General features: G+C 51.5%; 19 protein-coding genes. All 19 read right to left on the bottom strand.

Annotation, left to right across the window (positions count from 1 at the left end):
- Position 1 precedes the first annotated feature (1 nt).
- Entirely contained in the window at positions 2-349 is a 348-nt protein-coding gene (locus WFM45_RS06625; protein ID WP_336954952.1) for a hypothetical protein, read from the bottom strand.
- A 171-nt stretch (positions 350-520) separates the two neighbouring features.
- On the bottom strand, positions 521-919 hold the full coding sequence (locus tag WFM45_RS06620) for a DUF7370 family protein (RefSeq protein WP_197803591.1): 399 nt from the start codon (positions 917-919) through the stop codon (positions 521-523).
- Positions 920-985: 66 nt separating this feature from the next.
- Positions 986-1279, bottom strand: coding sequence for a hypothetical protein (locus tag WFM45_RS06615; RefSeq protein ID WP_336954951.1), 294 nt, complete (start codon positions 1277-1279; stop codon positions 986-988).
- A gap of 9 nt (positions 1280-1288) precedes the next feature.
- On the bottom strand, positions 1289-2365 hold the full coding sequence (locus tag WFM45_RS06610) for a major capsid protein (protein ID WP_336954950.1): 1077 nt from the start codon (positions 2363-2365) through the stop codon (positions 1289-1291).
- Positions 2366-2382: 17 nt separating this feature from the next.
- Complete coding sequence (locus WFM45_RS06605; protein ID WP_336954949.1) at positions 2383-2829, bottom strand: gp53 minor capsid family protein; 447 nt, start codon at positions 2827-2829, stop codon at positions 2383-2385.
- A gap of 12 nt (positions 2830-2841) precedes the next feature.
- The gene (locus WFM45_RS06600) at positions 2842-4107 is read right to left on the bottom strand and encodes a hypothetical protein (protein ID WP_336954948.1); all 1266 of its coding nucleotides are present in this window, start codon (positions 4105-4107) and stop codon (positions 2842-2844) included.
- A 3-nt stretch (positions 4108-4110) separates the two neighbouring features.
- On the bottom strand, positions 4111-5037 hold the full coding sequence (locus WFM45_RS06595) for a phage minor head protein (RefSeq protein ID WP_336954947.1): 927 nt from the start codon (positions 5035-5037) through the stop codon (positions 4111-4113).
- Positions 5021-6349, bottom strand: a complete 1329-nt coding sequence (locus tag WFM45_RS06590; RefSeq protein WP_336954946.1) for an anti-CBASS protein Acb1 family protein — start codon at positions 6347-6349, stop codon at positions 5021-5023. The genes WFM45_RS06595 and WFM45_RS06590 overlap by 17 nt, the downstream gene beginning before the upstream one ends.
- A 21-nt stretch (positions 6350-6370) precedes the next feature.
- On the bottom strand, positions 6371-7618 hold the full coding sequence (locus WFM45_RS06585; RefSeq protein WP_336954945.1) for a PBSX family phage terminase large subunit: 1248 nt from the start codon (positions 7616-7618) through the stop codon (positions 6371-6373).
- A complete protein-coding gene (locus tag WFM45_RS06580) occupies positions 7615-8070 on the bottom strand; it encodes a DUF2280 domain-containing protein (protein WP_336954944.1) in 456 nt (151 codons plus the stop codon). Before WFM45_RS06580 ends, WFM45_RS06585 begins: the two co-directional genes overlap by 4 nt.
- A 31-nt stretch (positions 8071-8101) precedes the next feature.
- Positions 8102-8752 carry a putative metallopeptidase gene (locus WFM45_RS06575; RefSeq protein WP_336954943.1) on the bottom strand — a complete coding sequence of 217 codons (651 nt, stop codon included), beginning with the start codon at positions 8750-8752 and terminating at the stop codon, positions 8102-8104.
- Positions 8753-8807: 55 nt separating this feature from the next.
- Complete coding sequence (locus tag WFM45_RS06570) at positions 8808-8996, bottom strand: hypothetical protein (protein WP_336954942.1); 189 nt, start codon at positions 8994-8996, stop codon at positions 8808-8810.
- Positions 8993-9250 carry a DNA polymerase III subunit theta gene (locus WFM45_RS06565; RefSeq protein ID WP_336954941.1) on the bottom strand — a complete coding sequence of 86 codons (258 nt, stop codon included), beginning with the start codon at positions 9248-9250 and terminating at the stop codon, positions 8993-8995. Before WFM45_RS06565 ends, WFM45_RS06570 begins: the two co-directional genes overlap by 4 nt.
- Before the next feature lie 857 nt (positions 9251-10107).
- Positions 10108-10383: an Rz1-like lysis system protein LysC gene (lysC, locus tag WFM45_RS06560; protein ID WP_336954940.1), complete on the bottom strand. Its 276-nt coding sequence runs from the start codon at positions 10381-10383 to the stop codon at positions 10108-10110.
- Complete coding sequence (locus WFM45_RS06555; RefSeq protein WP_336954939.1) at positions 10274-10657, bottom strand: hypothetical protein; 384 nt, start codon at positions 10655-10657, stop codon at positions 10274-10276. Before WFM45_RS06555 ends, lysC begins: the two co-directional genes overlap by 110 nt.
- On the bottom strand, positions 10654-11148 hold the full coding sequence (locus WFM45_RS06550; protein ID WP_336954938.1) for a lysozyme: 495 nt from the start codon (positions 11146-11148) through the stop codon (positions 10654-10656). The genes WFM45_RS06555 and WFM45_RS06550 overlap by 4 nt, the downstream gene beginning before the upstream one ends.
- 4 nt (positions 11149-11152) lie before the next feature.
- A complete protein-coding gene (locus WFM45_RS06545; protein WP_060424656.1) occupies positions 11153-11380 on the bottom strand; it encodes an HP1 family phage holin in 228 nt (75 codons plus the stop codon).
- A gap of 1167 nt (positions 11381-12547) precedes the next feature.
- Positions 12548-13051, bottom strand: coding sequence for a DUF4411 family protein (locus WFM45_RS06540; RefSeq protein WP_336954937.1), 504 nt, complete (start codon positions 13049-13051; stop codon positions 12548-12550).
- A complete protein-coding gene (locus WFM45_RS06535) occupies positions 13048-14127 on the bottom strand; it encodes an XRE family transcriptional regulator (protein ID WP_250601961.1) in 1080 nt (359 codons plus the stop codon). Before WFM45_RS06535 ends, WFM45_RS06540 begins: the two co-directional genes overlap by 4 nt.
- Positions 14128-14209: the final 82 nt, after the last annotated feature.

Below are 14209 nucleotides of genomic sequence, written 5' to 3'. Positions count from 1 at the left end.
GCTATGCTCCCGTCAGAATGACTATATCCTCCGCCAGGCGTTCAAACGTATCAGCATCGCGGATCACCTGTACCACCTCATCGGCACCCGCGGCGATCGGGTCTACCATGGTAGACGCGCCGATAAGCAGATAGTCGCCTTTCTTTGCTTCGGTGAATTCAGTCCACACAGTGTTTTTAACGGTTATTTCCGAACCGATATTGTTCAGCTTCGCCGAGAGTCCGCCCTGGTAATCGCACATGATAATTTCAGGCGGAGCCCAGCCAAGAGGATCGCCCGCTTCGCTATTGCCAAGATTGCGCCAGATGGTGGCCTCAGCCGTGTATGACCAGTTGGCTATTGATGACATGTCATTCTCTCCAGCTAATCACCGCAGGCCGTTCTGCCGCGATTTTCGGGCAATTAAATTTCCACTCACCGCGGTCGTTAACGAATCCCGTGGTTTGCCTGGCCGTATCAGTCTTCACCCAGACGCGCTCAAAAGGCTTTGGTAATCGTTCGGTGACAGGTATCCATGCCATCAACCACCACCGCACATGCAGCCACCCTTGCCGATCCAAACACCGGCAAAAGCCTTGTTTGTTGGGTCAGGTGGAATCAGGCCTGTAGCGCACCCTTTTTTGTCCAGCCCGCGCAGCAGGTTCAGCGCACCCTTCCAGCGATCGCTAAATGACTGATAGCGGAACGAACGCGATGCTCCGCTTGGCGCCGTTTGAGAGCTGATGTATTTATCACCCTGGCCTAATCCCATGAGCCCGAGAAGATAGAGTTGGATGAGTAACGCTGTTGATGCTGGGTAATTAGCATCCAGACATTCCTGAATGCTGTTCACCTGCTCCACCAGCGCATCCAGGACGAAATCAGGCAAAGTGATACCCTGTGACTCCAGATATTCTTTGGCCTTTTCTTTAGTCACCATGGCTGATTCCTGTAAGAAGATACCCCGCCGGAACGGGGCATAAAAAAACCGCCTTGGCGGCGGCTGTTATTCAGCAGGGAACAGATTTTCGAGCTCGCCTTCCGGCAACAGTTCAGCGAGCTTTTCTTCGCCGAGGTTGCCTTTGAACTCAATCCCCAGATCAGTGAGCCGCGCCTTGATAGCATCCTTGCGCGACTTTGCTTCGTTGCCGGCATCCGGGGTGGCCGGGGTCAGTTCACCGCCGGCCGCGCCACGCATCAACCGAACGTTAGATTTCAGCGCTGGGTGAAGCTTTTCCAGTTCCAACACATCCCCGATCTCTACGCCATTCCATGGGCGAATAACTTCGTATTTAGCCATGCTTCCCCCTTACGCCAGATTGGCGCCGTAGACAACACCGGAAAGCCCCTGATCGTCCGCAGTGATTTGCAGACCTTCAGCAGACATGATCTGGAAGTTGTAGTTAACGTTCGGCATTGGGCGCGGCAAAGGAATAACGCCCTGAGCCATGCCAACCAGTGGGGAGACCACATCTTTGCGGCGAACGTACGCAATGAACTCGTTGTCTTTCAGTGCGAACGTCTGGCGAATTTCTTTCACCGGCGCGAATGGCATTACCGCTTGCAATACATTACCGCTCACTACACCGTTGACCACGTATGGCTGAGCCAGGTTAGCCCAGATTTCTGGGGATACCCACATCACGTCATACTGCGAAACTTTGTTAACGCGAGCTAACGTACCGAAAGCCCCCTTGCCGAAGAACTCGAACAATTGAGTCATCGTCGCTGTGGTCAGGTCGATGTTAGCGCCGCCAGCACCAGCCCCCAAGTTGAGCTTTTTGCTGTTGCGGTGATTCTTTAGTCCTTGAGCCGGATAGCCCTGAACCTGAATTTTTTCATCACCGCCAAGGTAATAAGCCACCCGGCGCTTATTGACTTTACGCAACTTAGCAGACTGAGAATCCAGAACCAGATCAACACCCACGGAATTAAGGCCGGCAGCGTGACGCCAATTAACCCCATAACCTGCAGTGAATACAGGGATCGGGTCACCGTCGCTATCATATTCAGTGTGATCGAATGAGAACGGCGCCTGGCCGTCAATGCTTACTGAGACATCATCAGCAATATCACCAACAACGTTATAGAGTTTTGCAGTTTTACCAACAGAAAGAATAGTCTGGACACCCATCAAATCATTGATGATTTCCATACCGTCTTCCTGGTCGCGCAACTGCAGGATCTGGTTATCGATTTCAGCCCAGAATTCGCGAGCGAAACCACCTACCGCATTACACGCCAGCATTTCAGGCGTCATATGCGCACGGTTTGCGGCGATCATGGCGTTATGGTTGGCGTTCCACATATTGCGGTTCGCCCACAGCTCATTCCAGTGACCGCCGAGGCGGCTATTAGCAGCCAATGTCTCTTTGGAGAAATACATGTGCGTTTATCCTTCTTTTAAGCGCCAGCGGCGACAGTGCCAACGCGCATACGCACGCGGATGAAATCGGAAGCGCCGGCGGCGATGGTGGCTTCGTCCTGGCTGTAACCGATCACTGAATCAGTGTCAGCAGTTGCCAGGGTGAATTGGCCGTCAGCGCCAAGCTTGATCGGGCTGTCTTTCTTGTACGTGCCAGGTACGCAGAGCAGCGCCAATTCACGGCCTTCTTCCACGTAGTTGCCTACAGCAGAGTCGCCAGCAGGAACCGCCTCGGTGATTTTCAGCCCTTGATGGTAGGCAACGTCGATGATGTAGATCCGGCCATTTAGCGCGGTAGCCTGAGCGAATTCATCGCTGGCGTTGATGACTGCAGCAGTGCCTGGCAGAAGTGCCGCGGCAGTGGTGCGGGTTTCGGTCTTATACAGCGACTTTCCGTCGATGTTTACGCGACGATAACGTGGCATTGGATAGCCCCCTTATTTGAAGTATGCATCTGCGGCGGGTGCGCCGGATTCTTGCTGATGCTGGCCTGAGTTACCTGCCAGCGGCGCCGATTCGCCCAGCGTTTTAAACATCGCTTCCAGCGCTTCGCCTTGCAGCGCGTTTGCCACGATTTCGCCGTGAACTTTCGCCACCGCTTCACGCTTGGTTTTCTCTTCTGCGCGGGAGTTGGCGGTTAAGGTTTCGGCCAGTTGGTTATGGTTGGCCTGCAGCGCATCAACTTTATCGGTGATAGGCTTGAGCGCCTCGGCGAAGTTGGCGGCCAGGCCTTTGCCGATTTCAGTGATCAGCTCTTGTTTCTCTTCAGTGGTTAAAGGCATGTCGCCCTCCGTTTGGTGGTTGGTTGCAGGTTGTTCCTGCGGATTGAAAAGGGATTTAACTTTGTTGGCGACGACCGTCACCCAGGATTCCTGACGCGCAACCGGCGTGCCGGTTTCATCAAAGGTGATTTTTCCGCCCTCCGATGTGTAGCCATAAACCTGGGCAGCGCCGCCGTTGCGGATGATCACAACCTGTGAGTCGGTGAAGTCTGCCACCCAGGCATATTCATTTTCGCCGGGAGCAAATTTATCTTTTGCAGCGCGGTCTAGGCGTTGCTCACGATCCCGGTAGGATTCGCCAATCAGCGCGCCAGAGTTGGCCTTTAACGGCGTAGCAAGGTCAGCGTTAACCATCAGCCCAACACCCTGCTCAGGCGTCGCTGCGCCCACTTCATGCAGCAAGATTGCGTCATGATCCATGCCGTGAATCTTCGCCACCCACTTGGCACCTGTGGCCTTCTGTTGCTCATTGGGCTCAAGCTGGTCGAGAAACACCGCAACGCTGGTGTGAATAGGTGGAACATCTTCGCCGCGCTCAATGGCCTCTACGCGGGAGATAAGCTCCCTACCTCCCTCGCTCTGGTTAGCGATCTGGGTATCAACCCACTTCTCCAGGTAGATTCGGTTGCCCGATTTCTTCACATTGCGATTCCAGGCACCGATATGGCCCTGGTTGATACCTTCAGGAGAAAAGGCAGAGATGAATGCGCCATTTAGCTGAGGATGCCCCAAAGGTGCCAGCGTGCCTTCCAGGCCTTGATAGTGAGCATCGATTTCGCTGGCCGTATACAGCCCATCATTCATTACCACGTTTGCCGGCAGTGTGTAGCTCGGCAAAACAAGATGCTCGCGGCCGTTGTATGACTCCCGGCGAATTGCCTGGCTGTTGACCTTCGTAGTGACGTTAACTTGAACTTTCATGGATTAACCCTCTGCCCATTTGTAGCCTCTCTCCTTCATGTCGTTGAACGTCTGCTTGGCCTTGTCGATGATCGAAGGAGTGAGAGGGTTCCCCTTGTCATCCACCAGCACGGAAAGCTGCGAGCATTTGCAGTTGATGGCGTTGCCATTCTTCGTGTACCACTCCCTAACTTCATCCTGCGTGTATAGGTGAGCATGCCTGGCGGCGTGCGTTGCTCGGGTGGTAGGGCTTAACGCAGAGATGTGAAGCAGCTTTGTTTTGATGCCATAGCGATCTTGCGCATCCTGAGCTTCATCCCACCGCGCGCGCCGCAGTGCGGTCGTGATCTCAGTCCTGGCAATGCGATTCGCGCGTCGGGTTTCAATGCCGGTTTGCTCATTGAGGTTTTTGGCTACCTCACGCGGGTTGAGCCCCCTGGCAATACCATCCGTCAGAATTCGCGCCATATCGCTCTTAACCTGAGCGCTGAGCCCTTTCATCTCTTCGAATTCACGCGCTCTGACCAGAATCAGCCGCAGCTGATAGGGCTCACTCAACAAGATTCTGGGAACATCCTGCTGGCCGGCGGCATAAGCGGAGGATTGCTGAGAGAGGTTGTAATACTCCTGCGCCGTTCCTCGCTGGTAAGCCACGGACACATAGCGGCCAAAGAACCACAGATTGAACTCCCCGCCCTCCAGCAGAATTTCTTCCACCAGCGCTTCACCGTTCTGCAACAGCATCGACAGAAGCCCCTGCTCAAGACGGAAGGTGTAGCGCTCGTTTACGACAGGTTCGGCGGGGATGCGGTTGAGGATGTCGACATAGCCTTTCGTTATCAGCTTCATGCGCTTTGCAAACTCACGCATGGCGCCACGCTCTAACTTATCAACTCCTGTGGGATCTTTAATGTTGCTCGGCAGGATTGGAGGCTTAGGTTTCGTCGTCATCCCCTGCCTCTCCAAGCGGGTCGCCGCCTTCAGTTTCGAATCCTGCAGCAGTGCGTATTTCCTCGCCGCTGAATGGCGCCGTATCACCGCTTTCAACCATAGCCTTGTTCACCTCTGCCATGGCCTTGGAGTCCGCCAGGCGCTCAGCTCGAGTCTGTTGATTGAGATCGTCCCAGATAACCGTTTTCTGGCCGACAGAATCGATAATTCTCAGGTCGATCAGCTTGTCGCAGAAGTCCTCAATTTCGAACGACAGATCACCGCGGCGACTCTGGCAGCGGCCGTTCATGTACTTCTGGTCTTCGGTGCTTGAGCGCTCAGCCTGTTGGTTGCCTACCAGTATCCGCGAAGGAATATCAACGCCGGCAGAAGCCGTCTGCAGGTTCACGGCATAGGTTGGACTTGGGTCAGACACAGGGGAAACAAGGGAGGTAACAGCGGCGCCCTGCAGGCTCATCAGCACATCATTGCCGCGGTTCATCTCGCGCGCGGCTTCGTTGAACTTGTCCTGCAATTCGTCAACGCTGACGTCATACATAGACGCCAAACTGCCGAAGTCGATCTCTTTGTCGAAGCTAAGCGCCAACTGCCGCGCTGCGTTCTTCAGGAATGACTCACCGGAACCGCCCTCTACTTTTTCCAGGCTGACGAATGCGTTGTATGCTGGCTCAAGGAACCCGATAGCGTCGTCGGTGTAATCTCCGAGGATAAAAATTCGGTCTGGATGAATTTCGACACGGCGCGTGGAGCCATTTGAAAGCCGCTCTGTGTATTGCCACATCTTCGGCTGGCCGTATGTTTGCGAGTTAAGCCCGATATCCCACTCGCTCACGTTTAGTGAACCAGCCCAGGCTACCGTGACTTTTTCGAGCCCTCGGCCTCTGGTTACTTCGGTATTCCATGGTTTGTTGTCGCGGATGTGCAGCAAAATGCCAGAGTAACGCCCGACAAGCCGCCGGCGGTCAGCCTCTGCAAAAGCGCGCCATAACCGGTTCGTGAATACCGGTTTGAGTTTTTTCTCCCAGGCAGTTTCCGTGCGCTTCTCGTCGGCCTTATCACCCTCGATGATCTCCGGGTTGGTCTGCCAGCATTTGCCCACCAGCTTTTCCACGGCGCCATGCGCAATACCACCGCGGCGATACAGTGAATAAAGGTTGTCGTAAGTGATCTGCTCAGGAAAGCCGTATTCGCACCATGCGGAGCCGCGTTTATTATCCAGGCCCATAGATGGCCCAAGCATCGCCATACGAGCACGCTCAATCCTGGCGTCGTTCAACGCGTGGTTGACGGCCAGTTGGAGATTTTTGTTCATGTGGTTTCCGTTTGGAAGGGTTTACCGAAGTCGCTTAGGGATCAGCATCCCGACGGCCTGAGATTTGCGTTTGATATGTCCATCCAAGCTGTAACGTATCCCATCCCAACAGTGCTCATTGCCATCTGCCAGTTTTGGTAACACTTCACCGGTGATACGGTCAGTTTTGTAAGACCAGAGCCGTGCCTCGCGCGCCACGTTCTTGCAGCGAGGATGAATGATTATTTCGTCAAAGCCACGGAAATGGGCGATCCCGTCCTCAACGCTTCCCTGCCACTTTTCAGCAGCTGAAATATTGAATCCCTGTCTCTTGAGATAACTGATTGTCTCCGGGCGCGCTGAGTCGGCCTTAATGGGCCAGTCACGCACACCGGGGATGGTGTCGTACAGCTCAGGCATGTGGTCAAGTTCGGTATGCTGACCATATGCCTCATATTCGATGTAAAGGCGGTTATGCAGAATGAATGAACGCACCAACGTATTCGGGTCTTTAGCGAAACCGAAGTCGGCACCGAAGAACAGGCGCTCCGCCTCTTTCCAGAGGTTGTCGGAAAATTCAGCAATCCGATATTTGCCGGCCAGTACCTGCTTATCCGAGTTTTCGAGGTAAGCCCCTTCCCATACCCATGCGTATGTTGCCGGGTCAAGACGGCGCTCATCGTTCAGCCGTTCACCTTCCAGCACATCGGGGAACCAGGGATTATCCGTGTAGTTCATCTCAACGGTAATGCAGTCATCGCCAGCCTCTTTGCGAAAACGCTTATCAGTGGCGCTACCGTCGCGCTCTGGGTTCCACGTCACCCAAATCTCTGAGCCTTCCTCACGAACGGTAGGGCTCAGCTTCTGCCAGGCAATTTCGCTGACTGATTCAGCCTCATCAACCCAGCAAAGCAAAATCCGCGCCTTCGACTTGATGCTATCGAGGTTATGCCGCAGACCACAGAACACATAATTCACGCTCTTATCGATGGTTCGGATGTACTTCTCACCAATATCGAAGTTGGCTGCTAACCATGGCACAGATAGGATCGCCTGCTTAACCTCCTGCATGCTCGACTCTTCCAGTGAGTTCATGAACTCACGAGCACACAAGATCACTCCAGCTTCGCCATTCATCATCGCCTGATAGGCTTTAACTGCCGTCATCATGGCAAAAGTGCGTGTCTTAGCACTACCGCGGCCACCGTGTGAGCAGCGATAGCGCTTATCCATTACGGTGAACAGGGGAGCTAGCTTTGCTGGGATCGGTAGTTGAACGGCTTCACTCATGCTTTCGGCTCAACGGGCAGTAACTGGATGATGGTAGGTTTCGGGGTCATGCTGCCATCAGGACTTGTGTGCTCTACTTTCTGGCGATTGGTATAGGCGTCACCCATTTCTTTGGCTGCCTGCTCGATAAGTTGCGAGGTCATACCGAAGTTCTTCATCTTTTCAGCATTGGTCGCCATTCGGTCAAGAACGCGCAACCGGTATGCTTTGTTTGCGATCGGGATGTCGGCGATCTCATTCTGGAATCGTTTACGAGTGGCATTGAACAGGCCGATCCACTTCTGGCTCAACTTGGACGCCATTGCGTTGCCGGGCGTGTATTGTGACACCTGCTGCCGTGAGACATTGATGCCATATTCAGCCTTTACAAGCTCAATGACTTTTGTTGGCGACTCGAAACATGCAAGTGATTGAACAATGAAGGCTTTAACCTCTGTCGATAATGCTGCCATTGGTCACCTCCATGACAATCTGAATACAGCTTTACGCCAGCCTCAACATGCAGTTACCGCACGCCCTGGCAATGTTTAGTTGTGCCACCTCCGCAGGCCTGTTGGCCGCATCAACCAGTTCTTGAACTTCCACGCTGGCGCCATACCGGCGAACTACGCCAACGAACTCTTCGACGTCGTGGCCGCGCAGCTTCAGCACCGGCTGGCCTTTCTTGTTGAATTTTGGTGCGCCGAAATCGTCAGTCGCCTGCGCTATGTGGTACAGCTCATGCTCAACCAGGGCGCAGAACTCAGCATCAGAACACTGTGAGCAGTAGTCGGCAGCCAGCGTGATGATGAATTTCGGCACCTCGCCGAACCACTCATGCATCTGCTGTTCCATCCTGGCCTTCTGCCAGCCGCCGGCGCGCATCGCCACCTCTTCAGCTTGGCCGAGCACATAGCGTCCTTTCTTCTCAAACGCGGACGATGCCCACATGAAGCGTAGATCGGCGTCTGCAAGGTGTCCGTGGTCTGGATTAAACAGGCTGCCGGCTTCGTCGATAATTTGACGCTTCATCCACTCATGCACTTCATTTGCAGGAACCAGGCCAATGTATGGCGTTAGCTGATGGTCTTCGATAAACCGTAGCGGTGGGTATGGCCGCCTATCATGGCTCTCTTCCTGTGCTGTTTTAGCCATGATTTCTCCCAATAAAAAAACCCACTGAAGTGGGTTTTTTAAGATAATGAAAACCTTATACTTTACTCATCGAAATTACGTTAATCCTTTCGATTTCTATACCCAGCCGCTCAGCCTTATTCTGTAACCAACGACTTAATGCGTCCTCTGCATCTTCCCCATCAATAAAGGTATGCAATTTAATTGCCATATCTCTTCTTTCTATCTCATAAGAGACAAACCATTTTCTATTTGTCGTGTTCATATTTTCTTGCCGTTGGCCTCTGCCATCTGCTGATAGCGCGGGTCGTTTGGTCCTGGGAATTTGTGGCTCTGGCTGCGGTAATGCTGCAGGCGCTCGCGGAAAAGCTCGCGCAGATGCTCAGGCTGCTCCGCCTCCACCTGCGCCGGTACGATCGGCATGTTCATGCGCTCTTTGTACGCCACGCCAGAGGCCGCAAGGTCTACGTTCACCTTGTCCATTTCTTCTTTTGGCAGATTGCCGAGATTGTATGACATGAAACCCTCCTGATTAAGAGGATGATACGCCAGCTCCCAACTGCATGTAAGCATTAACCACTCACTATAGGCATAACGCCTAACAGCGGTAAACCCCGACTATAGGCAATAGCCGACACAATAGAACACAGCAATTCCGCTGTGATTGGGTTCCCTATAAGAGCACATAACGTTACTAGGAGGTTTTATGAACTATCCACCAGAGTTTTATCTGGCTGTAGCCGCTTTATTCAAGCTGCTTACACAGCTCGCTTACATCGCATGTCATCTCATCAAACGCAAATTCCCGCTCCCAAAATAACCGCAGCATCAGCCACTCCTCGCGGAGTTGCCTCGCCACTTCCGTCTTTCCGGCTGCCAAGACGTGATCACCTCCTGCTAGGTAACACAGTCTTATTCCTTGTCGGGGGAATTCTTCATCACGCAGCAGCCTCGTAAAGCTGCTCTGTGATAGGCAATAAAAAACCGCCCGTAGGCGGTTGGTGTAGGTGAAAGGCAGGCCAAGCTAATTGCGGATTACCATCATTTCCAAGTATCCCTACTGACACCGTGGCCAGCGTGGGGTTCGAGAATGGCAGCGTCACCTGAGCCCCTTGGCTTTTCATGTATTAACCTTGCCCCGTTACAGACAAGGCGGGAGGCAACTCCAACGTCCCAGACGCGGGTATTAAAGCCTCGAGATAGTCGCCTACCTCGGAAATCCTCCCTGCTCACTATCCTCTCTATTCTGTTACCCCTGGCTCAGGAACCCTGACGTAACGATCAGCGGCTGCTTAAGGGGAAGTCCAAAAACTGGGTCAAACAGACCTCCATGAACTTTCCGTGGGCTAACAGTAAGATAATATCCAAATTACGTTTTACTTCAAGCGTTCGCCATTGTGGATAACTGACCTCCACTTTTGAAGTGTTTCCACTTGTCCTGCGCAGATATTGAGCGCTGTTTGTAGTTTTAGCGTGTAACTCACCGCGTCGCCCCAGGTGTCGCCTTGTAGGCTAGGCTGCTCGCATGGAGTGAATACTGATTCAGGGGGTAACAGGACGATTTGCTGGGGTGCCAGTGGCGTTTTGCTGCAGGAGCTCAACAACAGCGGCAGGCATAGGACTATTCCCACATTTACTGCCTTTAAGTGCATCACGCAATTTCCTCTGGTAGGTTTCTTCGCGCTGGCGTAGTAGCTGCTCTCTTTGTCGTTGCTCCGCAGCCAAGGCTCTGTTCTTCCGGTCTTGTGCTTGCAGGGCTGAGATCAGTCCTGACTGCTGCGCCAGCGTCTTCTGCTGTTCTGCAGCCTGCTGGCGTGCCAGCTGCAACCGGTACGACAACAGCGAGCTGTAACCGCTAAGAAAGATAGCCACCAGCAACAGAAGCACCATGCTACCGCCGGCGATCTTGCTCATCCAATCATTCATGATTGGGCCCAGGCGCAGACAGTGTTTTCGACCTCACGCCGGGTGATCAGCCCTTTCCACTCTTTGCCACCGGCATACTTCCAGCGCTTCAGTTCACCGCACGCACCGGCCGGGTCGCCGGCATTCAATTTTTTCAGCATCGTGGAGCCGATAAACGCATACGGGCCGACGTTGTACGAAAACGAGTAAATAGCGGCGCGCTGGGTTTCCGTGGTTTTCACCTTGATCGCGGGATCGACAATCCGTGCGACTTTCTGCAAGTCAGATTTCAACAGCGCATCGCATTCTGCGTCGCTGTATCGCTTGCCGAGGATAATATCAGCGCCGGTATGTCCATCGCAGACCGTCAGAACGCCGACGACGTCGCGATAGGCCACATACCGCCGCCCCTCTAACCCATCGTGGCCGCCGAGCATTGCAGTGGCGATCGCAATCGCCCCGCCGCCACCGGTTATGGCAGCGACGATTTTATTTCTCAATTGTGAGTTCATGGCATCACTCGCTCATCGCTTTATAGGCTGCTTTTGCTCGCTCTTTGTCATAACCGACGGCTGTGAGTTTGTTGACCAATTTGCGTTTGTAATACCAGTTCACCCCCGCCGTAAAAACGGCAACGAGGATCCCCACTAATACAGCCCAATCTTGCAATGTCATGGCGCCAGCTGCGGCCAACAGTGAAGCAACCCAGTACGAGAGCTGGGAGCTGTATTTGTCCATCTTCATACCTCCCCCTTCCGGGGATCTGTCCCGGTACCGGGTGATAGGAATGGTTTAGCCTCCCGCCTAGTCACTCAAGATCAGGATATGTTTGCAGTGTGATTGACTGATTTAGCAAGGAGGCGAAAACGAAAAGCCCCAGCAATTAGGCTGAGGCTTGGCAGGGTGTCGTGGCGGCCGGTGCTTATCTTCGGCTTGTCTCGGAGGACTGCAATTCACCACAACGAAAAGAGTACTATTGCTGTGCCGATCGCCCGTTAAAGGACTCAAGCACTCTTTCCGTTGCGCTCCGATTAGTGCAGCATCCCATCGAGAGAGGTACTCACATAATCCGGGGGGATTAGATAACGAGTATCAAGTGAGTACCTCCGTCTGATGAGTAGCATTCATCAGAAACATGACAACATTATCATTCTATTCAATCACATACTTGTGTTTATGAACACCCGTAAGATTGTCTAAAAACATACTGGAATTACGTTATCTACTCGGTATAACGCCGAATTACAGAATTTTCTTACTTTTTGGGAAATCGGCTTGCCCGCTTAAAAGCATTGTTGTAGTGTCGCCAAAAGACGACACACACAGCACCTCATCGTTTACACAAAAATCATGTAGCAATCATCCTTTCAACCCGCCGCTGTGCGGGTTTTTTTCTGAGGTTTGTCCTAAAAGGATGTATTACTTCCTCGTAAAACTTGCCCCCACTTCGGAATAGTCCTAAGTTGAAAATGTCATATAGAGTTAGCAATCTCTTATATGGACTTTGTAACACTTGAAACACCAGAATGGCTTCTCTAGCCCGCACACGCGGGCATCTTATCCAGATTAGCCCTGGCGATTAGAAGAAACATCGAACCGACAGAGTTCGCAGTAATACCAATACATTAATCGGGGATAATGATATGAAAAAAGACTTAGCAGCAGCTGTCGCCATTGGCAGCGTCATCTTGTTCGCCTTACTGGTTGGTTCACCGTCGGTCATGCTTTCGTTGATGCCATAGATGAGGCTCCGAGCGGGGTCTTTTTGTTTCACATACCCATAGGGATAGCCACCAGCCGTAAACGCTGTCGGTTAGAGGGTGTACCGTGTGTGTCGTCCATTGACTGGGGCTGAAATGCAAAAGCCCCAGCGGTTGCGCTAGGGCTCTAAAAGTTAATTGGTTTAATCAGTTAAGCAGCTAATATAAATGATGCATTCAAAGCTAATAGTAGATCGAAGGTATTAATATAAGGAACATTAAATTGCGCACAAACGTTAGGGATCAGAAACTTTTTTTTACACCGTACATCAAGTCTCTCATGCGTAACTATTGTACCGCCCATTGTCATTGCCTTAGCAATTAACCATGTATCAGCCCCTCGTAAAAACTCATCCATTGCACCAACAGACATAGGTGCTGAAACTTGTTGTTGAGCAACATGTTGAACGATAGTTGCTAGATTAGTTTGTGTTTGTTTATCACTTACTGGTAAGAATAGATCGCGGTTCCGTAAAGCCCAGTCCTTAAGCTCATCGTTACCGCTTATTAATTCATCATAAACATTTTTTATGCTGAATATCTTCCCACCAGCAGAACAACGTAACAACCAATCCCAAAATGCAGGGCAAAAATCCATATGATAATACTTGTTTTTTGCCTCTATTAACACGTTGGCATCAATCAGGTACGTCATGCGTCTATTTCCGTTGCATATTTCCTAAGCTTTGCCGGGGCCATGCCCAACAATCTACCAGCATCTCTTAACAATACCCTACCACTTAGCGTCTCGTTAAGTATGGCTTTGCTGAAGCGTACACTATTCTTGTTCTGGGCTATAGCATAGAAATTTCCGCCGCCACCTTCTTTGGCTCGAAACTCTGCCATTAATTCTTGATAGTACTCATTGTAGGCATGCACATCAATAAAACCAAGATCATAAGCTCTGCGGGCAATAACATAACGGCTAACATGGAGCATTTTTGCTAGATCAACCGCGTTCTGACTGAGAGATTTATCTTTATCCCAATGAATATGCATCACCCTTTCAGATGCAAGAAACTCACCAGCGACGGCATTACAGAATCGCTCTTCTTTGCGATCCTCATGAGTACTGGCTGTAGATATTCCGCTAGAACCGATCCAAAGATGTGCAATTTCATGCAACAAGGTAAACAATCTAGCAGCAGGAGCATCTGTTAGATTAACGAATACAACAGGTGCGTAAGGATCACTAATTGCAAAACCTCTAAACTCTTCGACGTTCAAAGGGCGATGGGTGTTATTCCCTACGATCCCGCTTCTCATCACAAGAATACCAGCTTCTTCCGCAGACTCCACAATTTTTCGCTGGTACTCTTCCCAAGTAAGTCCTCTTGGATTGAGATCATTTAGCCCCAATACGTTACGTATGTCGTTCGCTACATTTACTGGGTGATCACTTAGCTTAACCGTACCAATGAAATTTAGTGGCTGTGCATCCTGATCGATCAAGTAGTCCCTATACCACTCTTGTTTACGAATAACAGAGCGAATGGTATCAAGCATATCTATGCTAGCATTTTGAAGTTCAAAGTTTCGGACCGTTCTTAAGTCAGGTATAGGTATTGGCTCAACAGGTGGTTGTGCAAGGAAAAAGTACGCAAACGGAATATGCAATTTATTGGCTAATTTTTGTGCCTGCGCAAAAGTAGGATTAGCATTACCATCCTCCCAACTGATTACTTTTTCTACTTTAACCCCAATACCTGCGGACAAAGCATCCTCAGACATCTGAGCTCTCGCCCTTGCCCAGGAAAGTATTTGTGGATTGATTAACGCAAATTCAGCCATTTTATTTAGGTTTTTCAACTGG

The organism is Serratia sp. KG1D (assembly GCF_037150675.1).
GTDB lineage: Bacteria > Pseudomonadota > Gammaproteobacteria > Enterobacterales > Enterobacteriaceae > Serratia > Serratia nematodiphila.
Note: the sequence above shows the minus strand (reverse complement) of the source record. Positions and strands in the feature narration are given on the sequence as shown.

Excerpts from the sequence above, each read along its gene's own strand:
- WFM45_RS06625 (WP_336954952.1), bottom strand. The coding sequence starts at position 349 with ATGTCATCAATAGCCAACTGGTCATACACGGCTGAGGCCACCATCTGG.
- WFM45_RS06620 (WP_197803591.1), bottom strand. The coding sequence starts at position 919 with ATGGTGACTAAAGAAAAGGCCAAAGAATATCTGGAGTCACAGGGTATC.
- WFM45_RS06615 (WP_336954951.1), bottom strand. The coding sequence starts at position 1,279 with ATGGCTAAATACGAAGTTATTCGCCCATGGAATGGCGTAGAGATCGGG.
- WFM45_RS06610 (WP_336954950.1), bottom strand. The coding sequence starts at position 2,365 with ATGTATTTCTCCAAAGAGACATTGGCTGCTAATAGCCGCCTCGGCGGT.
- WFM45_RS06605 (WP_336954949.1), bottom strand. The coding sequence starts at position 2,829 with ATGCCACGTTATCGTCGCGTAAACATCGACGGAAAGTCGCTGTATAAG.
- WFM45_RS06600 (WP_336954948.1), bottom strand. The coding sequence starts at position 4,107 with ATGAAAGTTCAAGTTAACGTCACTACGAAGGTCAACAGCCAGGCAATT.
- WFM45_RS06595 (WP_336954947.1), bottom strand. The coding sequence starts at position 5,037 with ATGACGACGAAACCTAAGCCTCCAATCCTGCCGAGCAACATTAAAGAT.
- WFM45_RS06590 (WP_336954946.1), bottom strand. The coding sequence starts at position 6,349 with ATGAACAAAAATCTCCAACTGGCCGTCAACCACGCGTTGAACGACGCC.
- WFM45_RS06585 (WP_336954945.1), bottom strand. The coding sequence starts at position 7,618 with ATGAGTGAAGCCGTTCAACTACCGATCCCAGCAAAGCTAGCTCCCCTG.
- WFM45_RS06580 (WP_336954944.1), bottom strand. The coding sequence starts at position 8,070 with ATGGCAGCATTATCGACAGAGGTTAAAGCCTTCATTGTTCAATCACTT.
- WFM45_RS06575 (WP_336954943.1), bottom strand. The coding sequence starts at position 8,752 with ATGGCTAAAACAGCACAGGAAGAGAGCCATGATAGGCGGCCATACCCA.
- WFM45_RS06570 (WP_336954942.1), bottom strand. The coding sequence starts at position 8,996 with ATGAACACGACAAATAGAAAATGGTTTGTCTCTTATGAGATAGAAAGA.
- WFM45_RS06565 (WP_336954941.1), bottom strand. The coding sequence starts at position 9,250 with ATGTCATACAATCTCGGCAATCTGCCAAAAGAAGAAATGGACAAGGTG.
- lysC (WP_336954940.1), bottom strand. The coding sequence starts at position 10,383 with ATGCACTTAAAGGCAGTAAATGTGGGAATAGTCCTATGCCTGCCGCTG.
- WFM45_RS06555 (WP_336954939.1), bottom strand. The coding sequence starts at position 10,657 with ATGAATGATTGGATGAGCAAGATCGCCGGCGGTAGCATGGTGCTTCTG.
- WFM45_RS06550 (WP_336954938.1), bottom strand. The coding sequence starts at position 11,148 with ATGAACTCACAATTGAGAAATAAAATCGTCGCTGCCATAACCGGTGGC.
- WFM45_RS06545 (WP_060424656.1), bottom strand. The coding sequence starts at position 11,380 with ATGAAGATGGACAAATACAGCTCCCAGCTCTCGTACTGGGTTGCTTCA.
- WFM45_RS06540 (WP_336954937.1), bottom strand. The coding sequence starts at position 13,051 with ATGACGTACCTGATTGATGCCAACGTGTTAATAGAGGCAAAAAACAAG.
- WFM45_RS06535 (WP_250601961.1), bottom strand. The coding sequence starts at position 14,127 with ATGTCTGAGGATGCTTTGTCCGCAGGTATTGGGGTTAAAGTAGAAAAA.